General features: G+C 45.7%; 22 protein-coding genes and 1 pseudogene. 19 read left to right on the top strand and 4 right to left on the bottom strand.

The annotated features are described in order from the left end of the window. Nucleotides 1-146: 146 nt before the first annotated feature. From ACLWMH_RS07490 to ACLWMH_RS07460, 7 genes are all read left to right on the top strand, one after another. Complete coding sequence (locus ACLWMH_RS07490; protein WP_411916073.1) at nucleotides 147-443, top strand: DNA-binding protein; 297 nt, start codon at nucleotides 147-149, stop codon at nucleotides 441-443. A gap of 113 nt (nucleotides 444-556) precedes the next feature. After that, nucleotides 557-1,738, top strand: coding sequence for a universal stress protein (locus tag ACLWMH_RS07485; RefSeq protein WP_411916072.1), 1,182 nt, complete (start codon nucleotides 557-559; stop codon nucleotides 1,736-1,738). Between the two features lie 90 nt (nucleotides 1,739-1,828). Further along, nucleotides 1,829-3,616: an arginine--tRNA ligase gene (argS, locus tag ACLWMH_RS07480; RefSeq protein ID WP_411916071.1), complete on the top strand. Its 1,788-nt coding sequence runs from the start codon at nucleotides 1,829-1,831 to the stop codon at nucleotides 3,614-3,616. 27 nt (nucleotides 3,617-3,643) lie between these two features. Beyond that, on the top strand, nucleotides 3,644-4,765 hold the full coding sequence (mnmA, locus tag ACLWMH_RS07475) for a tRNA 2-thiouridine(34) synthase MnmA (protein WP_411916070.1): 1,122 nt from the start codon (nucleotides 3,644-3,646) through the stop codon (nucleotides 4,763-4,765). A 3-nt stretch (nucleotides 4,766-4,768) separates the two neighbouring features. Further along, complete coding sequence (locus tag ACLWMH_RS07470) at nucleotides 4,769-5,476, top strand: DNA alkylation repair protein (RefSeq protein WP_411916069.1); 708 nt, start codon at nucleotides 4,769-4,771, stop codon at nucleotides 5,474-5,476. Nucleotides 5,477-5,769: 293 nt separating this feature from the next. Next, on the top strand, nucleotides 5,770-6,414 hold the full coding sequence (locus ACLWMH_RS07465; protein WP_411916068.1) for a sugar transferase: 645 nt from the start codon (nucleotides 5,770-5,772) through the stop codon (nucleotides 6,412-6,414). Between the two features lie 1,362 nt (nucleotides 6,415-7,776). Then, nucleotides 7,777-9,588 carry a DUF262 domain-containing protein gene (locus tag ACLWMH_RS07460; protein WP_411916067.1) on the top strand — a complete coding sequence of 604 codons (1,812 nt, stop codon included), beginning with the start codon at nucleotides 7,777-7,779 and terminating at the stop codon, nucleotides 9,586-9,588. A gap of 13 nt (nucleotides 9,589-9,601) precedes the next feature. Here the strand turns inward: ACLWMH_RS07460 and ACLWMH_RS07455 are convergent. Beyond that, nucleotides 9,602-10,564: pseudogene (locus tag ACLWMH_RS07455) on the bottom strand (phage integrase SAM-like domain-containing protein); the annotation flags it as partial. Nucleotides 10,565-10,898: 334 nt separating this feature from the next. Here ACLWMH_RS07455 and ACLWMH_RS07450 point away from each other — a divergent pair. The 11 genes from ACLWMH_RS07450 to ACLWMH_RS07400 all read left to right on the top strand — a co-directional run bounded on the left by ACLWMH_RS07450 (nucleotide 10,899) and on the right by ACLWMH_RS07400 (nucleotide 21,469). Continuing rightward, on the top strand, nucleotides 10,899-11,402 hold the full coding sequence (locus tag ACLWMH_RS07450) for an NfeD family protein (RefSeq protein WP_411916066.1): 504 nt from the start codon (nucleotides 10,899-10,901) through the stop codon (nucleotides 11,400-11,402). 24 nt (nucleotides 11,403-11,426) lie between these two features. Next, on the top strand, nucleotides 11,427-12,440 hold the full coding sequence (locus ACLWMH_RS07445; RefSeq protein ID WP_411916065.1) for an SPFH domain-containing protein: 1,014 nt from the start codon (nucleotides 11,427-11,429) through the stop codon (nucleotides 12,438-12,440). Further along, entirely contained in the window at nucleotides 12,440-13,420 is a 981-nt protein-coding gene (locus ACLWMH_RS07440; RefSeq protein WP_411916064.1) for a glycosyltransferase family 2 protein, read from the top strand. Before ACLWMH_RS07445 ends, ACLWMH_RS07440 begins: the two co-directional genes overlap by 1 nt. Before the next feature lie 2 nt (nucleotides 13,421-13,422). Beyond that, a complete protein-coding gene (locus tag ACLWMH_RS07435; RefSeq protein WP_411916063.1) occupies nucleotides 13,423-14,493 on the top strand; it encodes an FAD:protein FMN transferase in 1,071 nt (356 codons plus the stop codon). Continuing rightward, nucleotides 14,480-14,926 (top strand): dCMP deaminase family protein, encoded by a 447-nt coding sequence (locus ACLWMH_RS07430; RefSeq protein ID WP_411916062.1) that lies wholly within the window; start codon nucleotides 14,480-14,482, stop codon nucleotides 14,924-14,926. The genes ACLWMH_RS07435 and ACLWMH_RS07430 overlap by 14 nt, the downstream gene beginning before the upstream one ends. A gap of 10 nt (nucleotides 14,927-14,936) precedes the next feature. Further along, nucleotides 14,937-16,532, top strand: a complete 1,596-nt coding sequence (locus ACLWMH_RS07425; protein WP_411916061.1) for a S41 family peptidase — start codon at nucleotides 14,937-14,939, stop codon at nucleotides 16,530-16,532. A 2-nt stretch (nucleotides 16,533-16,534) separates the two neighbouring features. After that, nucleotides 16,535-17,071, top strand: a complete 537-nt coding sequence (locus ACLWMH_RS07420; RefSeq protein WP_411916060.1) for a 5-formyltetrahydrofolate cyclo-ligase — start codon at nucleotides 16,535-16,537, stop codon at nucleotides 17,069-17,071. A 13-nt stretch (nucleotides 17,072-17,084) separates the two neighbouring features. Continuing rightward, complete coding sequence (locus ACLWMH_RS07415) at nucleotides 17,085-19,082, top strand: urocanate hydratase (RefSeq protein ID WP_411916059.1); 1,998 nt, start codon at nucleotides 17,085-17,087, stop codon at nucleotides 19,080-19,082. Between the two features lie 96 nt (nucleotides 19,083-19,178). Beyond that, nucleotides 19,179-19,868: an SIR2 family NAD-dependent protein deacylase gene (locus tag ACLWMH_RS07410; protein WP_411916058.1), complete on the top strand. Its 690-nt coding sequence runs from the start codon at nucleotides 19,179-19,181 to the stop codon at nucleotides 19,866-19,868. Between the two features lie 22 nt (nucleotides 19,869-19,890). Next, nucleotides 19,891-21,036 (top strand): redoxin domain-containing protein, encoded by a 1,146-nt coding sequence (locus ACLWMH_RS07405; RefSeq protein WP_411916057.1) that lies wholly within the window; start codon nucleotides 19,891-19,893, stop codon nucleotides 21,034-21,036. Continuing rightward, entirely contained in the window at nucleotides 21,017-21,469 is a 453-nt protein-coding gene (locus tag ACLWMH_RS07400; protein WP_411916056.1) for a nucleoside deaminase, read from the top strand. The genes ACLWMH_RS07405 and ACLWMH_RS07400 overlap by 20 nt, the downstream gene beginning before the upstream one ends. 123 nt (nucleotides 21,470-21,592) lie before the next feature. Here the strand turns inward: ACLWMH_RS07400 and ACLWMH_RS07395 are convergent, their stop codons facing one another. Genes ACLWMH_RS07395 through ACLWMH_RS07385 form a run of 3 tightly spaced genes read right to left on the bottom strand, consistent with a single transcriptional unit; the run spans nucleotide 21,593 to nucleotide 23,863 of the window. Further along, nucleotides 21,593-22,210, bottom strand: a complete 618-nt coding sequence (locus ACLWMH_RS07395; protein ID WP_411916055.1) for a 3'-5' exonuclease — start codon at nucleotides 22,208-22,210, stop codon at nucleotides 21,593-21,595. 4 nt (nucleotides 22,211-22,214) lie between these two features. Next, a complete protein-coding gene (locus ACLWMH_RS07390; protein ID WP_411916054.1) occupies nucleotides 22,215-22,853 on the bottom strand; it encodes a DUF5063 domain-containing protein in 639 nt (212 codons plus the stop codon). A gap of 2 nt (nucleotides 22,854-22,855) precedes the next feature. Further along, a complete protein-coding gene (locus ACLWMH_RS07385) occupies nucleotides 22,856-23,863 on the bottom strand; it encodes an aspartate-semialdehyde dehydrogenase (RefSeq protein WP_411916053.1) in 1,008 nt (335 codons plus the stop codon). Between the two features lie 86 nt (nucleotides 23,864-23,949). Here ACLWMH_RS07385 and ACLWMH_RS07380 point away from each other — a divergent pair, with 86 nt between their 5' ends. Continuing rightward, a complete protein-coding gene (locus ACLWMH_RS07380; protein ID WP_411916052.1) occupies nucleotides 23,950-25,827 on the top strand; it encodes a hypothetical protein in 1,878 nt (625 codons plus the stop codon). The last annotated feature ends 22 nt before the right edge of the window (nucleotides 25,828-25,849 follow it).

Raw genomic sequence — 25,849 nt, 5'->3', positions numbered from 1 at the left:
AGTAAACAAACAAAGCAAGTACATTAGGCATATTGTAAAAAAGAAGAAAAAATATTTGTCTGATTGAAAATTAAACTTTATCTTTGAGGTAGAAGATATAGATAGGCGTAAGCCACAAAAATAGGAATAGTAAAAGCGAATAAATCATGACAAAAAACATCACTTTCAACGAATTACGCCGCATCAAAGATGCCCTACCCGATGGAGCCACTCAACGTATAGCTGATGAGCTGGGAATTGATGCAGAAACTGTACGCAATTATTTTGGAGGCACTCACTATACCAACGGACGAAGTGCCGGCATACACCTACAGCCGGGACCCGATGGGGGAATCGTCGAAATATGTGACACCACCATACTTGACAAAGCATTAGAGATGGCCGTAGATTTGCCGGAGGATTTACTTGCTTCGTTAGGTCTCAACAAAGAGGACAAAAAGTAGGACTAATCACATAGCCCCAAAGCGGCGGGAGTACAAACGTATCCCTGCAAGAGCAGCAGGGAGCACATAGATCTATTATTCACAGATAACCAATAGACGAAGAGGGAGATCGTATGAAGGAAGGAAAGAGTAAAGGCTCAGGCGACACGCTCGTAACCTTGGCTATACATAGTTACGAAAAAGCACAAATTCTGCAAACACTGCTTCAAGATGCCGGCATTGAGGCATCTTTGCATAACGTAAATCAACTTCTTCCGGTGGTTTCCGCCGGTGTGCGAGTGCGAATCAAAGAAAAAGATTTACCTCGTGCGCTCAGCCTGATCGAAGAAACTGATTGGATGCGCGATGAGGTATATTCCGAACTCAATTGGGTAGATCGAAAGGTACAGGGAGCCATACATGCGGATTCTCCTTATGTACTTATTCCGGTAGACTTTTCGGACTATACTCCTACGGTATGTAGTGTGGGCTTCTACTTTGCTCAAAGGCGGAACCTGAGCGTACTTATCGTAAATGCATACTTCTCTCAGTTCTTTACGGCAGCTCCTATGTTCACGGGCGACATAACCGGCTATCAAGCTGCTTCTGAGCTCAATATAAAGCGAGAAGCCGGCAAAGCTGATGCCAAAATGACGCAGCTCAAAGAAGAGCTTCGCCGTCAGATTAAGGAGGGAACCTTACCCGATGTACCTTTTGATACGCTCCTGAAGGATGGAGCACCTGATGAGGTTATCCTCACTCTTGCTAAGGAGAAACCTCCTGTAGCTATTGTTATGGGAACTCGTGGTAAATCGCGACGCAATGGGGAGTTGATCGGTTCTGTGGCCGCAGAAGTAATAGATAGTGCAAAGGTCCCTGTATTGGTGGTGCCCGAAGAAGTAGCTATCACAGACCTATCCAATATAGAGAATGTGGGTGTGGCTACAGGTTTTGATCAGCGTGACTTAGTCTTGTTTGATCGAATGATGAGTCTCATGAAGCCAATCCATCCGAAGTACTACATTTTCAATATATCTAAGAAAATGGAGGAATGGAGCGAAACAGAGCTAAAGGCAATCTTGGCTTATCACAAACAGCACTATCCGGATCAAGAGATATCATTTAGCATGCTGCAAGATGGTGACTTCAGCGAAGCACTACAGGCCTTTATTGAAGAAAAGAAAATAGGTATGCTTGTCGTTAACACCTATCGGCGCAACCTATTTGCACGTCTCTTCAATCCCGGCATGGCGCGCAGGATGCTCTTCCATGCGAATACGCCTCTATTGGTAATGCATAGTAGCAGTTGGCGATAGGTAGCATATCATCACAAGAGTGAACTTTTAGTGGGTGTCCATTGTTTCGTGCAATGTGCACCCATTTTATAATATAAGCGCAAGTAGATCATGAGTAATCCCATAGCAGAACTTAAGACCGCATTATCTGCGACTATCAACCAATCATTCGGCGCTACGACCACGCCTGCCGATATAACCCTGCAACGCACCCGAGATGAATTTACGGGTGACTGGACCTATGTGGTTTTTCCTCTCCTTAGAATGAGTCGCAAGAAACCGGAGGAGACAGCACAAATCTTAGGGGAAGCACTGCAGGCTGCTTATCCGGCTGTAGACGGCTTTGAAGTGGTAAAGGGATTTCTTAACCTTACTATGAAGCATCAATGGCATGCCGATATGCTTCATACTATTATAGAAGACAAGCAGTATGGTGCTAAAGAAGTCAGTAGCAGCTCTCCTCTTGTAATGGTTGAGTACTCCTCGCCCAATACCAACAAACCGCTCCACCTTGGGCACGTGCGCAACAATCTATTAGGCTTTAGCATTGCCCGAATTCTTACCGAGACGGGAAACAAAGTAGTTAAAACAAATATAGTAAACGACCGCGGTATCCACATCTGTAAGTCGATGCTGGCGTGGCAAAAGTGGGGGAATGGCGAAACGCCCGAGTCAAGTGGTAAGAAAGGAGACCACTTAGTAGGAGACTATTATGTGCTTTTCGATAAGCATTTTAAGGCAGAAGTAAAGGAATTGGAGGCACAGGGGTATTCCAAAGAGCAAGCGGAACAACGCTCACCCCTTATGCAGGAAGCCCGCGAAATGCTTCGCAAATGGGAAAGCGGAGACAAAGAGGTACGCACGCTTTGGCACATGATGAATCAATGGGTTTACGATGGCTTTGATGCTACCTACAAGCGTTTGGGAGTAAATTTTGATAAAATATACTACGAAAGCGATACCTATCTTATAGGCAAAGAAGAGGTGCTTCGTGGGCTTAAGAAAGGTATCTTGCAGCAGCATGACGATGGTTCGATTTGGTACGATCTAACCTCCAAAGGGATGGATGAGAAGTTGCTCATTCGTGCCGATGGTACCACTGTGTACATGACCCAAGACGTAGGCACCGCCAAAATGCGCTACCAAGACTTCCCCATTGACAAGATGGTCTACGTGGTGGGTAACGAACAGGAGTATCACTTCAAGGTACTCTCCCAACTGCTGGATGAGCTTGGCTTCTCATTCGGAAAGAGCCTCTACCACTTCAGCTACGGAATGGTGGAGTTGCCTGATGGCAAGATGAAAAGTCGTGAGGGGACGGTAGTAGATGCGGATGATCTGATGGAAGAGATGGTATCTCGTGCAAAAGAGATAGCATTGGAAGCCGGAAGGGCAAAGGATTTTCCTGAAGATGAGGTGAATGAAATAGCCGAAAAAGTAGGCTTAGGGGCCCTGAAATACTTCATACTGAAAGTTGATCCGCGAAAGAATATGGTGTTTAACCCCAAAGAGTCAATTGACTTCAATGGGAATACAGCCTCGTTTATTCAATATGCCTATGCTCGTATTTGCTCACTACTGGAGCGTGCAGAAGCCTCTGACCAACAGATAAACTGGCTGCAAACAGACTTCAACGAGAGCGAAAGAAAGTTGATACTTACCTTAGCAGCCTATCCGGACGCAGTTAGCGATGCAGCTAATGCCTATAACCCTGCTGCCATTGCAAACTGGGTGTATGATTTAGTGAAGCAATACAACAGCTTCTACCACGACTACAGTGTGCTTCGTGAAGAAAATGACACTTTACGTGCTGCCCGACTTGCCTTAAGTGCCGCAGTCGCTGATACTATTAAACGTGCTATGTATCTGCTGGGTATCGATATGCCCAAGCGGATGTAAAGGCGCGCGAAATCGGTAATACGAGAGATGTTGTCCTATCCGCTATCGCCGTACATTGATGCCTTGGATCGGAGCGTATCCATAGCACTGCTCGCTTCGGGCGGTGTGGATAGCGCAGTGGCATGTGCTTTGCTGGTTCGCGCCGGCTTTCGTCCTAAACTTTTCTATATAAATATCGGGATGAAGGATGAGGGGTTCACCGATTGCACTCGGGAGGAAGATCTTGAGATGGTGGCTCTGATTGCCCGTAAGTATGGGCTTGAATACGAGGAAGTTGACCTTAACGAAGCGTATTGGGATCGTGTGGTTTCCTATACGATTGATAGCGTTAAGCGCGGACTCACGCCCAATCCCGATGTAATGTGTAATCGTTTTATCAAATTCGGAGTTTTTGAGGAGCGATACGGACATGCCTTTGATTACATTGCATCGGGGCATTACGCCTCCACGGTAGTGCGAAACGGCAAAGTTTACTTAGGAACAGCGCCCGATCCGGTTAAGGATCAGACCGATTTCCTCGCTCAAATCAATCTGAAACAAATATCCAAAATTCTCTTTCCGATAGGCACATTGGACAAAAGTCAGGTACGTGCCATTGCAGAAGAGGAGCATCTGCCCAATGCGCATCGTAAAGATAGTCAGGGAATATGCTTCCTCGGGAAAATTAACTATAACTATTTCTTGGAGAAGTACTTAGGGAAGAAAAAGGGCGATATTATTGAATTTGAAACGGGTAATAAGATAGGCGAGCACGACGGTTTTTGGTTTCATACCATTGGACAGCGTAAAGGCCTGGGGCTGAGCGGAGGTCCTTGGTTTGTGGTTCGCAAGGATTGCCCTGCCAATATCCTTTATGTGAGCCGCGGTTACGATCCGGAAACGCAATACGGATATGAGATTTGGTGCCGTGATTTCCATTTTATCACTGAAAATCCCTTTACTGCCGGTTGCCCCAATCCACTACCCGTAGCGCTTAAAGTGCGTCATACTCCGGAGTTCTTACGTGCCACGCTGGAAAAGGAGGGGGATGTGTACCACATTGTGAGCGAACAGCGCATACAGGGCATTGCTCCCGGTCAGTTTGCCGTTGTGTACGATCCCGACTGCACGATATGCCTCGGAAGCGGTAGAATTGAAGAGGGCAGATAGCCTATGGATGCCGTTCGGGAAAAACTCTTCTCCTTACAGGACGAATCGGTACAACGCTTTGCCGCAAAACTACTGCCAACCATTGATCCCGAACGGATCATCGGTGTTCGAATTCCCCTACTGAGGGAAACGGCACGCACTATCTATAAATCGGATAAGGCATTGTGTCATAGTTATCTTGAGGAACTTCCGCACGCCTATGTGGAAGAGGATTTACTGCATATGATGCTGATCGGCCTAGAGCCCAACGCAGTGCGTCAGATAGAGCTACTGGACCGCTTTCTCCCCTTTGCGGACAATTGGTGCGTTACGGATGCTTTGTCGGCAAAAACAATGTGGCGCGAGCCGGCTCTTTGTCGCGATGCGATAAGGCGATGGCTTGCTGCGGATACCGTTTACACACGCCGCACTGCGCTCGTTGCTCTGATGGAAAGTTTCCGTTACAACTGTTTTGACCCCTGCTTTCTCGATTGGGCTGCAAAAGCGGCTCCGGAAGATTCGTCCGAAGTAACCGATGTGTATTATTTACGGATGGCGGTCGCCTGGTTCTTTGCCGAGGCTCTCACGCAACAATATGAGCTTACATTGCCCTATATAGAAGAGGGAAAACTGCCGAATAAGACCCGTCTGCTTGCCATTCGCAAGGCTTGTGAAAGCCGTAAAGTACCCGCTGACCGCAAAGAGGCATTACGTCTTTTGCGCAATCGCTAAATACGTTCCTTTCGGAACTATTCGTTTCTCTTTCAAATAGCTTTTACCCCCTTTTGCAAAAGATATATACCTTTCATCGGAAAGATATATACCTATTGCGGTAAAGATCTGTACCTATTCATTCAAATATATATACTTTTTGCGGAGCCTCTTTGTTACAATAAAATGAAGGGGTTGAACGTTTGTTAAACTAAATAGGCAGGCGCAAGCCGTTGCGTAATGCCTCTGACAATGTAAAATAGTTATCTTTGCGAAAGGAAGCGAGTAAAGAGCACAAACACACCACGAAATAAATGAAAAGAGTGTTCGATATTGTCACAAGCAGTATGGGGTTGATTATTCTATCCCCCCTGTTGTTGGTGTGTATCATACTTATTTGCCTGGATTCGAAAGGCGGAGCCATTTTCAAACAAAAACGAGTCGGGCGCTACAACAAGGATTTTGTACTCTATAAGTTTAGGTCTATGTGGTCCCAGACGTGGACTAAGGGACAGCTTATTACTGTAGGCGAGGAGGATCCACGCATCACTCGTATAGGACGCTTCATTCGGCACTACAAAATAGATGAATTGCCACAATTGTACAATGTACTTCGAGGCGATATGAGTTTTGTGGGGCCACGCCCCTTAGTGCGCCAGCAAGTGGAGCTATATCCCGATCTCTACGAGCCTATTCTTACCGTTCGCCCCGGCATAACCGGCATTGCCTCTATTTATTTCCGTAATGAGAATGCCATACTCGGCATGGTGGATGATCCGGAGAGATACTTCAAAGAGGTCATTATGCCTAAAAAAATCGCCTTAAATATGGAATATGTGCAGCATCACACTTTTTGGGGCGATATGCGGCTGATTTATCAAACCATTTTTTCTCGTAAATCGTCACAAGCACCTCTACCGAATGAGGAAAATATGCCCGACGGTATTCATCTTAAGTGAGACAACGAAATATAACCGCATTTTGATATCATTTCGGTATATTTGCACAGTGACATTTGTACGTTTGAAGTTACTAACTTTTCTTGTAGTAATTGAAAGTAAACGAGTTAGATAGTCTCTTTGTGAGTTACAAACCTTAAAAAGTTACGATTGAGTTAGATACAGAATGCTTCGGTATTCCAAGTTTTGCAAGACTTCAATCAACTCTACTGATTACAAAATAATACTTTTCTGCGGATATTCGAGTGATTTCTTTGCGTCTTTTTGGAATTGTTTTGGCAGAATACTGTCCTTGCTTATGATGTATGGACTTCCTTATCAATCGGTTCATCCGTTTCTCTCTGTTTATCCTCTACGGAATACGTTTTCTGCCCATCGCATCAGACAGTCATTTCCGTTTGGGGTGCAAAGGTAATTCCGGGATTTTACGAGGAAGCAAGGTCAAGCCTTCTGTTTTCGAAAGAAATCTCCACGCCTCAATCCTTTGGGGTAGTATTTCTTCCGAAAAACCTTGCATCTTCTAATCCCGACCTTTTTAGAGCACCCGAAACGAAAACGACCGATGCGAAAAGAAAACGCATAAAAAATGTCGGATAAACAAGAAACGGAAGTTTGGAAACTCGCCTCCCTCCGCTCTTAGAGCCGCATTAAGAATCCTACTACGACCATCGGGGCATTTTAAGCTGACTGCACTTTGGGTTGATATTGTCTATCATAATGATGCTGTCCTACTATGTAATCAGTATATGGATATGTTGGCTATATTTTCAATTTCTTGATAGGAACAACAATCGTGCGGTTGGTCACTTGGTAACATTTTCAATAGAATGGTAATTTTTGCAATTTACAATACGATATACTTATTAATCAGTAAATTAATAAACTATGCAATGTTATATATCTATCACATTTTCCGTCAATTACAAAAGCAATATGTCAATTATAGTTGTTGCAGATTACACTGTCTGAAATGACGGCTACTCTCAATCCGTTTCAGACGGATTTTTATGTTCGTCAAAGAACACAGCAAGGTATGTTTTGAGTTACCAGAATCGTTTCGGGTAACTCAAAACGCCTTGCCCTTGCAGGGAACTGAATTATCCTCCAAAGTTGGATAATTCCAAAGCCAACGATATCTTGTGTTGAATGGATTTGAAGAGTTCACCAATCGCTTCCCTTACTAAACTTATTTCCTAAAGAGTAAGGGAAAACCGATAAGAATCGCTACCTTTGGGCTCATTATCGGACTGCTAATGACCTAAGAAAACAATTGAAACAACATACGAATCTCCTTCGCTCATCTCATAGGCTTTGGTCAGCCTCGCAGGGATAGCGAAGGAGTTTTTGCTTTATTCCATAAATATGGCAACAAAAAATATAGAACCCAAGCTACGGCTCATCAGCGAATACACCCTATTGGAGCGTGATGACATTTTCGAGATTCCTCAATACCAACGTGCCTACTCATGGACTACGTTGCATTGTGCAAAACTTTGGCAAGACATCGAAACATTCATTGATTCAGACGCTGAAGACCCTTATTTCTTCGGTACTGTAATCATTGATTGTTCTACACCCAATCATTTAAGCCTTATTGACGGACAACAGAGAACCACTACTTTTCTCCTGCTTCTTAAGGCTTTGCAACTTTGTCTGAAAGACCTTTTAGACAATTTCAATTTCAGTCCTGACACAACGGCTTTGGTTATGGGTTTGAATAGAAGCTATGACACCATTTGCCGAATACTTTATAAGGCTGATGATGACAAGCAGGTGGATATGAAAGCCAATTGGGATAACGCACGCGGCATTACCATTCTTGAAAACAATTCTATCAACGAATTGTACAAAGATGATTTTCGCCTAATCATTGAAGCGGAAAATTTCAAAGAAGCAGAGCAAGCTGTTCACAAGTTTCCTCGCAAACAGAAAGATAATAAATATACCAACTTCTTCCGCAACTTCAAGTACTTCTTCGATTGCCTCTCGAAGTATAAAGAATCCAATCTAAACAATTTTGCCAAGATATTCTTGTCAAAGTGCCAGATTATCGAAATCAAGAGTTGGCAGATAGAACAAGCGATAACGATGTTCAACTCGTTGAACTCTACAGGTATGCCGCTTTCAGATGCCGACATTATCTCGGCACAACTTTACTCTCGTGCCGGTGATGACGGCAAAGATGCTTTCATTGCCGAGTGGCAGAAAATCAATACCGCAGCAAACCAACTTGCGCAGAAGAAGATTGTGGATATTGACGGCGTGCTCCAACAATTCATGTACATAAACCGTGCGGCAAAAAACCACTACAAGCAAAACGAGGTTACAACACCCGGTTTGCGCAAATATTATCTGACCGAACACCCCGAGTTGTTGACTGAACCACTTACTCTTTGCGCCTCATTCAAGAAAATCCTTGATATTTGGGAAGCAATAAAAGATTTCCCTGTAATCAAGTTGCTATTGAAATTCAATGAAAACTTCAAACTGTTCCTTGTTTCCTATCTATTTAGATATGACGTGTCAATGCTGACAAAAGAAACAGTTACTCCATTTGCAGAGTGCTTGCTCCGTCTATTCGCTATTATTGAAGTAGGCGATGCAGGTTATTCCGCATCCAAATTCAAGACTTTCCTCTTTAACGAGAACTTTAATTTGGTGAAGCCTTCATATTCATTAGCTGAAATTATTGAAAATTTCAACCGACATATCAATAACACATGGAAGCCCAAAGACGTAGAAGATGATTTGCGTGAGTACCAAAAGAACATACTTGTCTATCTGAATGAATATCTCTATGCTAAGGAACAACACAGATATTACGACATAGATGAGAGAACTAATGTAGAACACATTATGCCCGCAAGCGGTCATAACATCGAGATTATCCGCATTGATGCAGGTATAGAAGACCCCGAAGAATTTGCAGTCCTCGTCAATCAACTTGGCAACAAAATTCTTTTGGAGGAAATAATCAACAAGACTATCGGCAATGATTGGTTCAAGACAAAGAAAGGAAGCACATTGTCGAGCAAGTCGGGTTATGTAGGTAGCAGCTTCGGCTTTGCCCTTGACCTTGCCAAATACTCAAAAGACCGATGGGAGAAAGATGATATAGAAAAAGCAACCGAAGAAGCGGTAAAACGTATCAGTAAGTTTATCTTTGACGCTTAATCTTATGGAATATATAATGCGGAACGGGAAATATTCTGCCGTCTTCGCTTAATCCCCTGTACTTTTCCAAAATGCGGAGGGGAACATCAAGCAGACGGATATTTGATTCCACTCCCGTCTTTTGGCGGTTGGTTTTTATCCATTGGTGCTCATCGAAATAAGTCACGATGTTCTCCTCTCTCAGATTGCGTATATCCGAAAAGCTTAATTCCGTGAAGATGCAGAACAGGAACATATCGCGGTAGAGTTCCTGCTTGGCGTTTTTCAGCTTTCCGTCCATCAAGAGTTGGATTTCCTCTTTAGTGAGAAATGTGCGAACCGTATCCTCCTTCTTGATTTCGTAATCGTGGAAAGGATCACGCACTAACCACTCGTTGCTGATGGCTACCGAAACCATCGTGCGGAGCGGGTAGACGCAAATCCACACGGTATTGTTGCAATAATGCTTTTCTGTGCGCAGGAACATGTCGAAGTCCATGATGAACGACTGGGGCAGTTCCTTCAAGGCGATGTCCTGCACATGGTAGCGTTGCATCAGAAACTTTTTCAAGTGTTTGTACACCACAAGGTATTTCTCGTATGACTTCTTGGACTTCATCCCGGCTTCCACCATCTTGGCATAGTCGGCGGTGAATTGCTCATAGACTTTCATCAACGTGTGACATCGGTGATCCAACCCCAAGAAAGCGTTCTTTACCTTTTCAGCCGTGACAAAGTTGTCCCTGTCCATTCCCTTATAGTGGGTGTTTATCTTCACTCGGATTTTGTCCAGAATACGGTTGGTTTCTATCGCAACGGTGCTCCTGCCCGTTGCCCGTCCCGTCTTGGTTTCCCAAATCTTGGGGTCGATAGTCAGCTTGCAACTGAATTGCGTCTTTGTCCCGTCCACCGTGATACGCCCCATGATGGGCACCGTACCGTCCTTTTTCACTACCTGTCGTTTGAGGTAGAAGATTGTCGAAAATGTACTTCTCATTACTCTACTCGTTTTTTTGTGATTACAAAATTAATTCGGGTAGAGCTGATGGAATGTATGCAAAACGCGGCAGACCGGAGAGGATAAATCCAAAGGCGAAAATTCTTCGACAATTATTAGGTATTCAGCCACTTATTACCTGATATTGTGCCATAAAGCGCCTGAATTCCGTTGGTCACGAATAGGTAACGCAGTTCAGGCTTCAATTGGCGTTTTCAAGGTTTCTCGTGGCGTTTACACATCATTTGAAAATCCTTTAATCATCTGTATCTCAAATCATCCTCCCCGTTCTTCCGTATATCAAGAAAAAATAGTACTTTTGTGTAAGTAAAACATGAACGGTGCGTATTTTTGGTTGGTAGCCGGGCTACTCCTTTTGCTGGCGGAGCTATTTACTCCGGGCTTCGTAGTCTGCTGCTTTGGAATAGGTGCTTTGATGGCTTGTTTGGCAAGCTTTCTCGGGGCCGGACTCTTCTGGCAAGTCTTTTGCTTTGCAGTAGGTTCCTTTGCTACCCTGTTTCTTCTCCGTCCCTTGTTAAATAGGGGACTGCGCAAACGTAAATTAGCCGGCAAACTGCACCCTGCCACTGACAAAGATGGATCTCTTCCTACCGGAATGGATGCCCTAAAGGGTCGCAGTGCCTTGGTCGTGAAAGAAATAGACGGCATTGAAGGCATCGGGCGTGTGGCCATTGATGGAGACGAATGGCCGGCAAAAGCTGCTACCTCGGAAGAGAAGTTCAACGTAGGGGAGAGAATCATCGTCACAGACAATGAGAGTATTGTACTTGTCGTTGCCCCCTATCCTGAGGCTCAATCAAATACAACTGAAAATTAACAATACCTATAAACTCATATCCCTATGACAGCAACATTCATCACTGTGACCGTCATCGTCCTATTGGTTATCTTCATAGTAGCCAAGGGGCTGATTATTGTGCAACAGTCCGAAACTATGGTCATTGAGCGCTTAGGCCGCTATGAAAAGACGCTCTCAAGTGGGGTGAATATTATCTTCCCCTTTATTGATAAACCGCGCTCCATGATGTGGCGCTATACCACACGCAACATAAAAGGCGATTTATTGGTTAGGGTGGTGCCCGTAACACGAATTGATTTACGCGAAACAGTGTACGACTTTGATCGCCAAAGTGTGATTACACGCGACAATGTAGTCACAGAGATCAATGCGGTACTATACTTTCAGATAGTAGATCCCACTCGTGCTATGTACGAGATATCCAACCTCCCCATAGCTATTGAGATGCTGACACAAACGAGTCTGCGTAACGTGATCGGTGAAATGGATTTGGATGAGACACTCACCAGTCGGGATACGATCAATAATAAGCTCCGCGACATACTTGATGAAGCCACCAATAAGTGGGGTGTAAAAGTGAACCGTATTGAGCTGCAAGATATCAATCCGCCACGCGATATTCGCGATGCTATGGAAAAGCAAATGCGCGCTGAGCGTGACAAGCGAGCTCAAATATTAACCGCAGAGGGCCAGAAAGAGGCCGCTATTCGTGAGTCAGAAGGGAAAATGCAGTCTTCAATCAATCATGCGGAAGGACTTAAGCAGGCGGAAATATTAGCTGCTGAGGCAGAGCGACAGAGTAAGATACTTCGTGCAGAGGGGGAAGCGTCTGCCATTAACCGTATCACAGAGGCGCTCTCAGCCTCAGGTGCCGATCCTACACAATACCTCATCGCTATTCGCTATTTGGAAACCCTTTCATCCTTAAGCGAGGGAAATAAGTCAAAACTTGTTTATCTGCCCTATGAAGCAACCGGTATTTTAAGTGCACTGGGAGGTATCAAAGAAATTAGCAAGGGCAGCATCATACCCGGCGTTCCAACTGAAAAGAACTAATGTTGCAAGAGAAACAGTTTCCATACGATTTATCTATAGTGATTCCGCTACTAAATGAAGCGGAGTCACTGCCTTTTTTACAGGAACGCATTGAGGCTACTATGAAGGCGGCTGAAATGTGCTACGAGGTGATCTATATAGACGATGGCAGTACGGACAATAGCTGGTCGGTCATTAAGTCGCTGCATGCAGCCTACCCGGAGCGTATAAAAGCCCTTCGCTTTGTGCGCAACAATGGCAAGAGTGCTGCCCTGCAATGTGGCTTTACCAAAGCTGCGGGGCGACTCGTTGCTACGATGGATGCCGATCTGCAGGATGCTCCCGAAGAACTACCCGCTATGTGTCGTATGATCTATGAGGAAAACTTAGATTTGGTAAGCGGATGGAAAAAAACGAGATATGACCCTAAGCTAACTAAGAACCTCCCCTCCAAGCTATTCAATGCTACAGCACGACGTGTATCCGGCATACACAATCTACATGACTTCAACTGCGGTATAAAGGTGTATAGGCAGGAAGTAATTAAGTCTATTGAGCTGTACAACGATATGCACCGCTACATACCGATTATGGCAAAGGATGCCGGTTACGCACGAATCGGAGAAAAAGAGGTAAAGCATGCACCACGCACTTATGGGCACTCTAAGTTTGGCATTAATCGGTTCTTTCATGGATACTTGGATCTGCTCACTCTATGGTTTATGTCTCGATTCGGGCGTAGACCCATGCACTTTTTCGGCTTTTGGGGAAGCATTATTTTTCTAATCGGGATCATTGCTCTATTAGTAGTTTTTGTCATCAAGTTAGTCGCTCTCACTCGAGGCGTAGCTGCGCCTTTGGTGACCGACAGAGTGTACTTTTTCATCGCTATTACAGCCATGATTATTGGCACACAGCTTTTCACCGCTGGCTTTATTGGAGAGATCCTATCTCGCAATGCACTCAATAGAAATCAGTACAATATCAAAGAGGAATTGTAGCCATGAACGATAAGAAGCGCTTCCGTTTTACCTCTGTGGGTATAGCCCTCTCGCTACTGCTCATTGCTCTCAGCTGCACAAAGGGCAAAAGTAAAGTAGACTTTTACTTCAACCAAGGCGAGGCTTTTCATACCTTTTACGATATAAAGTATAGCTCCGACCGACCTTTGGACGAGCCGATTGATAAGGCTTTGCACGAGCTTAACAATGTGGCCAATCCGTTTGAAGAGGGTACGCTATTGTATAAGATCAACCATAATCAGCCTCATCAGATAGACAGTATTTTTAGAGCACTTTTTGAGAGTGCCCTAAAGGTTTCTGAGGCTACCGGAGGTAGGTATGACATTACTGTAGGTCCTTTTGTGAATGCTTGGGGTTTTGGCTTTGAACCATCTGCCTGGCCTGAGGGAAATGTGCCGGAGGAGGCATTAGACAGTATTCGTCAGTTTGTGGGATATACCAAGGTGCGCATTCAAGGGGATACGCTCTACAAGGCAGATCCTCGGATACGCTTGGATATGGCTTCTATTGCCAAAGGCTACGCATCAGATTTAGTGGCTAAAGCACTCTCCGACAATGCCTCTGAAAACTACCTGGTTGAGATAGGTGGAGAAATAGCCTTTGCCGGGCTTAATCCCGAGAGGGCACCATGGCGAGTGGGGGTAAGTAAGCCTATATTCGACACCTTAGGATTAGCCTCCGATGAGTTAGCCTGCGTTTTACATCTTACGGGAAAAGGAGGAATGGCTACAAGCGGCAATTATCACAACTACAAAGTGCGTCCCGATGGCTCCCGCTATGCACATACTATAGACCCCCTATCCGGTCGTCCGATTGAAAGTGATGTCCTAAGTGCCACCATTATTGCCCCCAACTGTGCCATAGCAGATGCATTAGCTACTGCTTCAATGACCTTAGGCAGTGAGCGCGCCCTGCAACTATGCGAGGCATGGAATGAGGTAGAATGCTTACTTTTGGTTACTGATAGCACTTCACAAGAGGGATATCGAATGATCCAATCATCAGGAATGAAAAGATTTTTGGAAGAGAATACAACCAATGGTAAAGAGTAAAGAAAAACTATTAGAAATAGATAAGAGATACCTGCGGATGGCCCGCATATGGGCAGAGAACTCGTATTGTCAACGTCGGCAGGTAGGGGCTTTGATAGTTAAGGACAATATGATCATCTCAGATGGATATAATGGCACCCCCTCGGGATTTGAAAATATCTGCGAAGATGAGACCGGTATTACCAAACCCTATGTGCTCCATGCTGAGGCCAATGCCATTACCAAGGTTGCAGCCAGCACCAATGATAGCAGTGGCGCTACTATTTACATCACGGCATCTCCCTGCTTGGAGTGTGCTAAACTGATCATTCAGAGCAAAATAAAACGTGTCGTTTACGATGATGAATATAGGCTAAAAGACGGTATTGAGCTACTGCAAAGAGCCGGAATAGAGGTGGTCTGTCTTCCCATCGAACAGAGTGAAAAGGAGTAACTAAAAGAATATGAACAAAAGAAACGGAGCCTCAGCAAAATGGCGATTTGGCATAGTGGCTCTTATTGCCTTTCTATTGGGTATTGGCTTAACACTACTCTTGATGAGCGTTAAGCGCAATAGAGCAAAGAATGACTTGCAACGAACCATCAATATCATTAAGGAAAACTATGTAGATAAGGTTGATATTGATGATTTGGAAGAGAGTCTTATTCCACATCTACTAAACAATCTGGATCCTCACTCCACCTATCTCACACGAGAAGAGAGCGAAATAGATATGCAACGCTTAGATGGAGCTTTCTATGGTGTCGGCATATCGTTCAATACGCTCATCGATACTCCTGTGGTTGTAAATGTTATAATGGGGGGACCGGCTGAGCGCGCCGGGCTGCAGAATGGCGACCGTATTATGGCTGCAGATGGCGAAAGTCTCTTAGATGAACTCTCCTCAGAAGACATTCAGAAGCGACTAAAAGGCAAACGTGGTTCGGTGGTTGACCTATCCATACTTCGAAGTGGCAAAAGCCTCAATATACCGGTAACTCGCGATGAGGTGCCTATTCAAAGCATCGATGTGAGTTATATGGTTGCTCCCGAGGTTGGATTAATCCGCATCAACGGGTGGTCACGAAGCACTTACAGCGAGTTCATTACCTGTGTCGCCAAGTTGCTCAAAGAGAATATGAAAGCGCTTGTAATAGATCTGCGTGATAATGCAGGAGGCTATTTAGAGCCGGCAATAGAGGTGGCCAATGAATTTCTCGCTAAAGGGCAAATGATCGTGTACAACGAGGGGAAAGCCTATCCCAAAGAGGAGTATATAGCTAATGGCCGCGGAATGTTTCCCAATCTCCCGCTCACCATATTAGTAAACGAGCTTTCGGCCAGCAGTAGTGAGGTTTTCGCTGCGGCTATGCAGGATCACGATAGGGCAACCATCATCGGCAGACGTACCTTTGGTAAAGGATTGGTACAGCGTCCCTTCTTCCTCCCCGACAGTAGCCAAATACGCCTTACGATAGCCCGCTACTACACACCGAGTGGACGCTCTATACAGAAAGAGTACACCATGGGGGATAAAGACGAATATAGCCGTGACTTATTGGATAGAATGAATGCAGGAGAGGCTTATGCGGTCGATAGTACGCTATTCAGTGAAGCACCCCAATATACCACTGATGGTGGTCGTGTAGTCTATGGGGGATATGGCGTAATGCCTGATGTATTTGTAGCAGCGGATAGCACGCATTCTAATTCCTACTACTTGCGCTTCATTGAGTCCGGACTGATCTCAGAGTTTGCTTTTCGTTATGCAGATACTAATCGCAAGGCGCTATCCTCTTTGCATTCACCTCAAGAGATAGCTGATTATCTCCGACAGAAGGGCACACTCATTCATTCGCTGGCAAGCTATGCAGCCAAACATGGCATACAGCAGCGCACTGTCCTGCTGCAGGAGGCTGCTCCACAGCTGGAGCGCGTCCTTTTTGCGCAGATAGCCCAGTTTATTTTGGGCACGGAAGGGTTCTATTGCATATATTACAAAGACGACACTACTATTGCTGCCGCTATAGAGGTGCTGAAGAAGCAAATAGAGGTATAAGAATGGATAAGATAACCTTACGTCGCCAGGTAAAAGAGCTGAACAAGCAGTACCTAAGTCGGGAAGCCCGCTCCACCGCTTCGCAGCGAATCTGCCAGGCCATAGAAGCGGATGAACACTTTCAGCAGGCGGATCATATCGCTTTGTACCATGCTCTCCCTGATGAGCCTGACCTCCAAGAGCTGCTCAACAAATATGCTACTCTAAAGAGTCTCTACCTACCGCGTGTAGAAGGCGATGATATCGCTTTTTACCACTACAAAGGGGAAGAAGAGCTTAGCGAGGGTAAGTACGGCATCAACGAGCCGACAGAAGAGAAAGCACACTGTATTGATCCGATGCGCTTAGAGCTTATAATTGTACCGGGCATGGCTTTTACCAAAGAGGGTATTCGCTTGGGGCGTGGCAAGGCCTATTACGATCGCTTCCTCCCCCTTACCAAGGCATACCTTATAGGTACTACCTTCCGCTTTCGTATTTTTGATTATATTGCACATGATCATTGGGATATACCGATGAATACAATTATTACTGATTAAACTACTGACCGATATGAACAACAAGTTTACAACCTTTACACTGCCGGAGGAGCTACCCGAGTATCCTGCATTTCAAGAGGGAATTCGTCGCGCTCCCGATAGAGGGTACCGTCTAACCAAGTCCCAGACTCGTATTGCGCTGCGTAATGCTTTGCGCTATATACCCACTTCACTGCACGAAAAAATGGCTCCCGAGCTATTGGAAGAGCTGAAAACACGCGGTAAGATCTATGGGTATCGTTATCGTCCCGCCGGTGACCTTAAGGCTACAAGCATTGACGACTACAAAGGCAAGTGCCTTGCCGGTAAGGCGTTTCAGGTAATGATTCACAATAATCTTGCCTTTGATGTAGCCCTTTATCCGTACGAATTGGTTACTTATGGGGAAACAGGGCAAGTTTGTCAGAATTGGCTCCAGTATCGCCTTATTATCCGTTATCTGGAAGAATTGACCGACGACACTACTTTGGTGATGGAAAGCGGGCATCCGTTGGGCTTATTCAAGTCTAATCCCAATGCGCCTCGTGTAATCATTACCAACTCAATGATGGTAGGTCTGTACGACAATATCGAAGATTGGGAAATTGCCGCACAGATGGGCGTTGCCAACTATGGGCAGATGACCGCCGGTGGATGGATGTATATAGGTCCGCAGGGTATTGTACACGGTACGTTTAACACATTGCTCAATGCCGGACGTAAGGTACTCCATATCCCCACCGGAGGTAATCTCAGCGGCAAGCTCTTTGTGTCCAGTGGATTGGGCGGTATGAGCGGTGCTCAGCCCAAAGCTGCGGATATTGCCGGAGCGGTAAGCATTGTAGCAGAAGTAGACCAATCCCGTATTGATACACGTCACGGACAAGGTTGGGTAAAGCATGTAGCTCAGACGCTTGAAGAAGCTACCGAATTGGCTTTACAAGCACAAAAGAAAGGCGAAACATGCTCCATAGCTTATCACGGTAATGTGGTTGATCTGCTTGAATACTGCCTCGAAAAGAATATACATATCGATCTGTTGAGCGACCAAACCAGCTGCCACGCTGTGTATGAAGGTGGTTATTGCCCCGTTTCACTCAATTTTGAGGAACGTACCAGAATGCTTAATGAAGATCGCGACCGCTTCCATAAGGAAGTGGATAAGAGCCTTAAGCGTCATTTTGAAGCAATTCGTAAATTGGTGGCTAAAGGTACCTACTTCTTTGACTATGGTAATGCCTTTATGAAAGCCGTTTACGACTCTGGCGTAAAGGAAATCCTCCGCAATGGTGTGGATGATAAGGAAGGCTTCATTTGGCCAAGCTACGTGGAAGATATTATGGGTCCTGAGCTGTTTGACTACGGTTATGGGCCGTTCCGCTGGGTTTGCTTGAGCAATAAGCCCGAAGATTTGCACAAAACCGATGTGGCCGCAATGGAATGCATCAATCCCGATCGTCGCGAACAGGATAGGGACAACTACATTTGGATCCGCGATGCTGAAAAGAATCAGCTTGTGGTGGGAACACAAGCACGTATTCTCTATCAGGATGCCCAGGGCCGTTTGGATATAGCACTTCGCTTCAACGAAATGGTACGCAACGGTGAGGTTGGACCTATCATGCTGGGACGTGACCACCACGACGTAAGCGGTACCGATTCGCCTTTCCGCGAAACTGCCAACATACGTGACGGTAGTAACGTTATGGCGGATATGGCGGTACAGTGCTATGCCGGTAATGCAGCGCGCGGTATGAGCTTAGTCGCTTTGCACAATGGCGGTGGCGTAGGTATCGGCAAAGCCATTAACGGAGGCTTCGGAATGGTGCTTGATGGAAGTGAGCGCGTGGATGAAATCCTTAAGAGTGCCATGACTTGGGACGTAATGGGCGGTGTGGCTCGTCGTTCCTGGGCGCGCAACGAAAACGCTATGGAAACCTGTCGCACATTCAATCAAACGCATGCCGACGGGTATCATATCACTATGCCTTATTTGGCATCTGATGAGCTAATTGAACGCCTCATCCCCTAATTAAATTTCTACTAAGGGAGGACCCTTTCTGTGCAATTTGTAGTTACACAGAGTGTGGGTACTCCCTTGTTTTATAACCTCAAATAAGCCAAGGCCATGAAAAAAATTGTTGTACTTACAGGTGCCGGTATGAGTGCCGAAAGTGGTATCTCAACCTTCCGTGATAGTGATGGATTATGGGAAAACTACCCGGTGGAAGATGTCGCTTCCATAGAGGGCTTTGAGCGCAATCCCGAGTTGGTACTCAATTTCTACAATGAGCGCCGCCATGCCTATACCGATTGCCAACCCAATCCGGGACACATAGGCTTAGCTGAGTTGGAAAAGCAGTACGATGTAACCATCATCACACAAAATGTAGACGATCTGCACGAACGTGCCGGGAGCAGCAAGGTGATACATCTACATGGCGAACTGATGAAGAATCGAAGTGTAGCTAACGAATATAAGACCTACCCTGTAGATCCGAAGAATCCTGATCTGCACATAGGGGACTTAGCGCCCGATGGACACCAGTTACGTCCCTTTATTGTATGGTTTGGTGAAGCGGTACCCATGATTAGTGTAGCTGCCCAAGAGGTGCAAAAAGCCGATATACTGGTAGTTATTGGTACCTCTCTCGTGGTCTATCCGGCAGCCGGACTGCTCTATTATGCTCCGCGGGAATGTCCGATCTATGTAATTGATCCCAAGCCGGTAACTGTATCGTTGGAGAACAAGATTACGTACATATCCAAAGGAGCCTCCGAAGGGGTAAAGGAGTTAACTGCACTTCTGACCCGATAATTCGCAATTAGGACCCTTCAAGATGCGCAAAGTTCACAAGCAAAATCTAATCCTTGCTGCAATTTGTATTCTATTGATTGCAGAAGCCTCACTTTGGTCTATTCATTACCGCAAGCAGTGCTGGGAAATAAAAGGTACAGCTCCCGATGCACTTACATTTGAGGGCGTAAGAGTGTACTTAGAGAACGAGCACTTAGGCCCTATCGACAGTGCTATAATTCGGGATAGTAAATTCAGATTTAGCGGTAAGTATTCACCACAATACGAATGTGAGCCGCTACGCATTGTAGTGCGCGCACCGCATGCGCATTATGTTTCCTTGGCAATCGTGGAGCCGAATACAAAGCTCACCGTCGATTTGAAAGATTTTAGTGCCAAGGGCACTCTGCTCAACGAGGATTTAGGCCAATACTTATATGATTGTGATTCGATAGAGGGCTACTATTACTCGGAGTTGCGCAAGCTCTCGTTGGAGGCTCTCGAGAGTCCGGTTCCCTTGAGTAGGCTAGATAGCCTCTACTTCTGTATGCAAAATGCCATTGTTGAGCGCTCTGAGAAGACGCTCCAGGTCCACCCCGATGATTTGGTGGGCGTGGAGGCTTTGGCTGCTATTTTAGTGCGTTCCAACTCAATCCCCTCGCTCAATATCAATGAGGTTATGAAGGATCTCGGTCCTAAAATCACTCAAAACAGACATATCATAGAGCTACGAAAAGCCGCTATACGTGAGATGTTGACGAGAGAGGGAGCTCTCTTTACTGACGTTGAACTGGTGGACTCGCATGGGCATCCGGTCAAACTATCTAAGTATGCAGGGAAGGGAAAATATACCATTTTAGATTTTTGGGCCTCTTGGTGCAAGCCCTGCATAACCCAAATGGCTCTGCTCAATAAACTCGCCGGTAAATATTCCACTGAGAAGTTGGACATAATTGGCATACATATAGGCGGCTCGTTGGAAGAGCTGCGTATAATGCGGCAAAAGCTCGTACTCAATTGGCCTCAGCTATTAGATGAGGAGCGAAAGGCTGCCCAACAGTACAATGTGATGTTTATCCCTGAAGCTATCTTATTGGATCCTAATGGGTGTATCATAGCGCGAAATTTGGGTGGAAAGCAATTAATTGACACACTATCGCACTATTTAGATGACCCCGAGCTTCAGTAGTCTGGATGAGCGTTTTATGCGCCGTGCCTTGGAGGAGGCACAACTTGCTTTTGATGAGGGAGAGATCCCTATTGGCGCAGTAATTACAGATGGTAAAAGCGTCATTGCTTCGGCGCACAACATGGTGGAGCGACTCTGCGATATATCCGCCCATGCCGAGATGATTGCACTTTCTGCTGCTTCCCTACACTTTCGTAGTAAGTATTTGCCTCAATGCACGCTTTACGTAACCATTGAACCATGTGCTATGTGTATGGGAGCACTTCGATGGAGTCAGATCGGTCGTATCGTCTTTGGTGCAGAGGATACAAAAGCCGGGTACAAACGTTTTCAAACAGGCATTGAGCACCCCAAAGCTATTGTAGAGAGCGGATTGCTGGCGGACGAGGCGGCAGCCCTTATGCGTGGCTTTTTCGCGGTGCGCCGTCGGTAAGCACCTACTTAAAAGGTTCTGATCTATGAATTAAAACATCTATACTTTTGAAATAAAAGATTCCTATGTTTCAAACAAAACATAGGAATCTTTTTTTGAGCCTTTCTAAGTGGGTAAGCGAGATTACAAGCTGAGCAATCCGAAGCGATGAATGGAGGGGGTGGGTTGCTTTTTTAGTTCATTGTAAATCTCAAGGCACGACGAGGCATCCAGAGCTGCATAGTCGATTGCTTTCTGAGGCAACTCCTTCATTTCCCAGTTTGTCAGGCGCGAGCTCTTATTCATTCGTTTGCCAAAAATAATGGCATAAATATTTTTCAGTCCAAGCTCTTTTATTCCGTAGGCAGGACATAACTGCTGAAGCTCCACAAAGCCTTGTGGGGTGATACTATGCTTGCGTCGTATGGCGCGACAATCATCTCTCAGACTTAGTCCCACTTTCAGTATATCGGGGGTCTCTAAAAAACGAATCATCGCAGGGGTAAAGCCGATCAAATTGACTCTAAAAAGATAGGCTCGCTCTAAAGTAGCAATTTGTACTAAGGCTACATCATTCTGCACGCCCTTCTTAAAACTCGGCTTCGTCTCTGTATCAATCCCGACTATACGCTGCCGATTGAGATAACGCATGGCAGCCGCAGCCTTCGGGCGGGTATCGACTATTTTGATTTGTCCGTTGAAATGTGCCTCTTCCTCCAAGGCATTTAGCTCCTCTTTCGATATAGTTGCTTTATAACTCATTATCCTACAATTCCCCGGAGGAATGGTCTCTCAATAAATTATCTATGATTGCTTGCTCATCCGTATGGTGGTGATGGAGTAGGTCTACCGATGAACGTTTTGGGGCAAAGTCGTCCATAAGATCGTCTTCCCGGTAATACAACGCACGATGTATTGCTCGTGTGACGGCCAGCAGACGATCTCCCCAATACTCAGTAAACAAAGCACAGCAAGTAGCTACTGCCGCAGGTAGGGCAACGATATTTTCCTCATTTACTACAGCCAGTAGATTGGCTACAGGCTGATACACATCTGCCAGACACTCACTAATAGTGGCATGCAACGGCTCCACTGAGTAGCGCATGTAGTCACCTTGTGCTTCGAGGAATTCATCTTGCTCTGCCAGTAGCAGCTTGAGGTTTTCTCTCAGTTCCTCATAAGCCGCTTCGGTAACCGCTTCGGGCACCGCTTCAAACAGGTCGTTATTCTCTTCTGCCTCATCGCAGAGCATAAGCGTCTTCAGATAGAGTAAGGGAGAAAGGTGCAGTAAACGGTTTAGCAGCTCCTCCCTCGCTAAAGCACCGGCTTGTTGTAGCGCAGTACAAAAGGGTACCGCCACAGTAACGAACTCAATCAGCGAAGGCGAATAATCACTCTTTTGCATAATCAAAGACCCTTATGGGTAATAAGCCACTCAGCTATTTGTAGGGCATTAAGCGCAGCACCTTTGCGTATCTGGTCTGCTACACACCAAAAATTAATAGCCGTAGGATCTGCTAAATCTTGACGTATACGTCCCACGAAAACTTCGTTGCGCCCGGCTATAGGTAGTGGAGTCGGATAGCCGTTAGGCTTAGCCTCATCTATCACTACAATACCCTCCTTCTCGGCAAATGCCTTTCGCGCTGCCTCTACACTTATAGGCTTTTCGCCCTTTGCCCAAATAGCTTCACTATGGGCGCGCATAACCGGTACACGTACACAAGTAGCACTCACGGCAACCTCACTATGCAGGATCTTTTTAGTCTCGTGATACATTTTCAGCTCCTCTTTGGTATAATCTCCATCGGCAAATACATCAATATGAGGGATTACATTGAAAAGTAGTTGCTGAGAGAACTTCGCTACTTTCAGAGGGCTTTGGGCTGCATAGTCCTTTACTTGCTGCTCCAACTCGGCCATGCCCATTGCGCCGGCTCCGCTTGCCGCTTGATAAGTAGCGACATGCACTTGCGTTAAGGGAGATATGGCATTTAGAGCATCCAAAGCAACTACCATTTGAATGGTAGAGCAGTTAGGATTGGCAATGATGTGTTTAGGGCGCGTTAAAGCATCTTTGGGATTGACCTCCGGCACTACAAGGGGAACTTCGGCATCCATTCTAAAGGCAGACGAATTATCAATCATCAGCGTACCAAAGCGAGTGATGGTAGAGGCAAAGGCACGTGACGTATCGCCACCGGCAGAAACGAATGCAATATCTATATCCTTAAAGGCATCATTATCTTGTAGTTCCTCTACTACACAGCTTTGCCCCATTACTTGGTACTGCTGTCCGGCGCTACGGAACGACCCAAAGAGCCGTACTTCGTCACACGGAAAGCTTCGCTCATTCAGCAAATCAATAAAGGTCTGCCCTACAGCACCTGATGCTCCTACTATTGCTATTTTCATTGTTCTTCTCGGTTTTTAGTTTTATCTTCGCAGTGAGCTTACAGTAAGCCCCTACAATTGCTACAAATTTACTTACTTTGAGTGAAATGACTATTGCACACACTTGCAGAACCTCTATGCTGGGTGCCTATATAGGGTGCATGATAATGCTTTTGCTTTCTGCCGGAGCACTCAAGGCTGATGAGTGGAAAGTGCGTTTTGCAGACTCAACCAAGCTACATACACCCCCTTGGCGTGGCTCTCTCTCCTCTTTTTCACTCACAGAAGAGGGATTAACACTGCAAATTGCTAATCCTAAGCGCTCCTACAATAGAGCTTTCTTATCTACTATACTTAAAGAAACGCCCAATTGCTCCTGGGGAGGCTCTATATCCTTCGACTTCTTACCCTCAGTGCAAAATAGGATCGTACTGCTGCTATATCCCTATAGGGCCATTCGCAATAGTGCAGGTAACGAAGAAAAGGACTGGGTGGCCCTCGAAGTGGGTGCTAGTAATCCGCCTCTTCTTGTTACACTTACCGCCGAAGAGATGCCCGAAGGATACTATCGGATAGGGACTACCACGTCTCTTTTGGGGGATGGACTCAGCTATCCCTACACGAGTAATATGAATCGCATCGACTGGCGCATCAATAAAGATGCCACCGGCCATTGGCAGCTCTATCTGAATACATACAACGATCTCAAAAATGAATTTCGTCTGATTGGAGAAGCTTCATTGCCGCAGAGTGCTTACTCAAGTAAACGCAAGGCATTTACCACGGCACTCGCCTTCGTATGCAGCAAAACGAATGCAGCCGACCGCTTGAGCATTCATGAGCTTAGCTTTGCCGACGAGCCACTTACGCCCAATATCAGCAGCACGCAAGAGTCTATTATTGCGGACATGAAGCTCTCGGAGCATGCCATTTCACTACTATGCCGTGAAACACCCGACATTAGTAAAGCCTCATTTGAGATCACTCCGCCTAAGGAGGTACTACCGGGCACAGTCCAAAAGAAAAGCATAGAACTTGCCCTCAAAGCACCGCTTGGGAAAGGTATTTATACTCTCTCTATTACCGGAGTACGCTATCCGGATGGAGCGCTCAGTCCGGATGAGGAGATTATCTTTCAAGTAGAAGACAATGGCTCTTCCCACACTACAGAGCGAGCCAGTACCTCCCTGCGCTTAAGCGAAGTAATGCCCCGGCCAATACCTTCCTCAGCCGAGTATATAGAGCTTTACAATAGCGGAACAGAGCGTGTAGATCTCAATGAATACGGCTTTGCTTTGCGAAGTGAAGGTCGCTTGGGAAAGATTGTACCTATAAAGACGAGCCATCGCCTTTTAGAAGCAAATGCTTATCGGGCTGTCACGCCTTGGGCAGAAGCACTTATTCTCACACATCATATAACTGCAGAGGAGATTGCAGAAAGCCGTACTTTCCCCTCACTACCCAATACAAATGGACAGATAGCCTTAGTTCGCCTCTCTGATACACTTATCATTGAGGAGATGACCTATACGGCAACCCAGATCACCATAGAGGATCGCAAGGAGGGTATTGCATTAGAAAGAAGTTGCTTTGATTGTGAATCCCTGCTACCGGCTAACTGGCATGCAGCAGCTGCCTCGGTAGGTTATGCGACGCCCGGCAAAGCAAATTCGAACGGCAATCCACCCGGCATGGCAAATGACGAGGAGCAAAATCTACTCTCTCCACTCTATATAGCACTGCAAATGCTGAATTCTCTTAAAGAAGAGCATTGTAAACTACAAATGACCTTCTACTCCCTACGCGGACAACGCATAGGCATATGGACTCATGAGCAGTGTAGTGCTTGGGCGGAAGCAACTGCTCGTGGAGAAAGCACCGCTGTACCCATTCCAACTATCTTCAATTGTTCTGTGGTAGTTGCCGAGATACAAAAAGGTGATAGCAATAAACCGGAGCACTTCAATTTTGTATATTTACACTGATAAATCATACCTATTGTCAACC

The sequence above is a fragment of the Porphyromonas miyakawae genome (assembly GCF_045865415.1).
Classification (GTDB): Bacteria; Bacteroidota; Bacteroidia; order Bacteroidales; family Porphyromonadaceae; genus Porphyromonas; species Porphyromonas miyakawae.
This window is presented reverse-complemented; position numbering and strand designations above follow the sequence as displayed.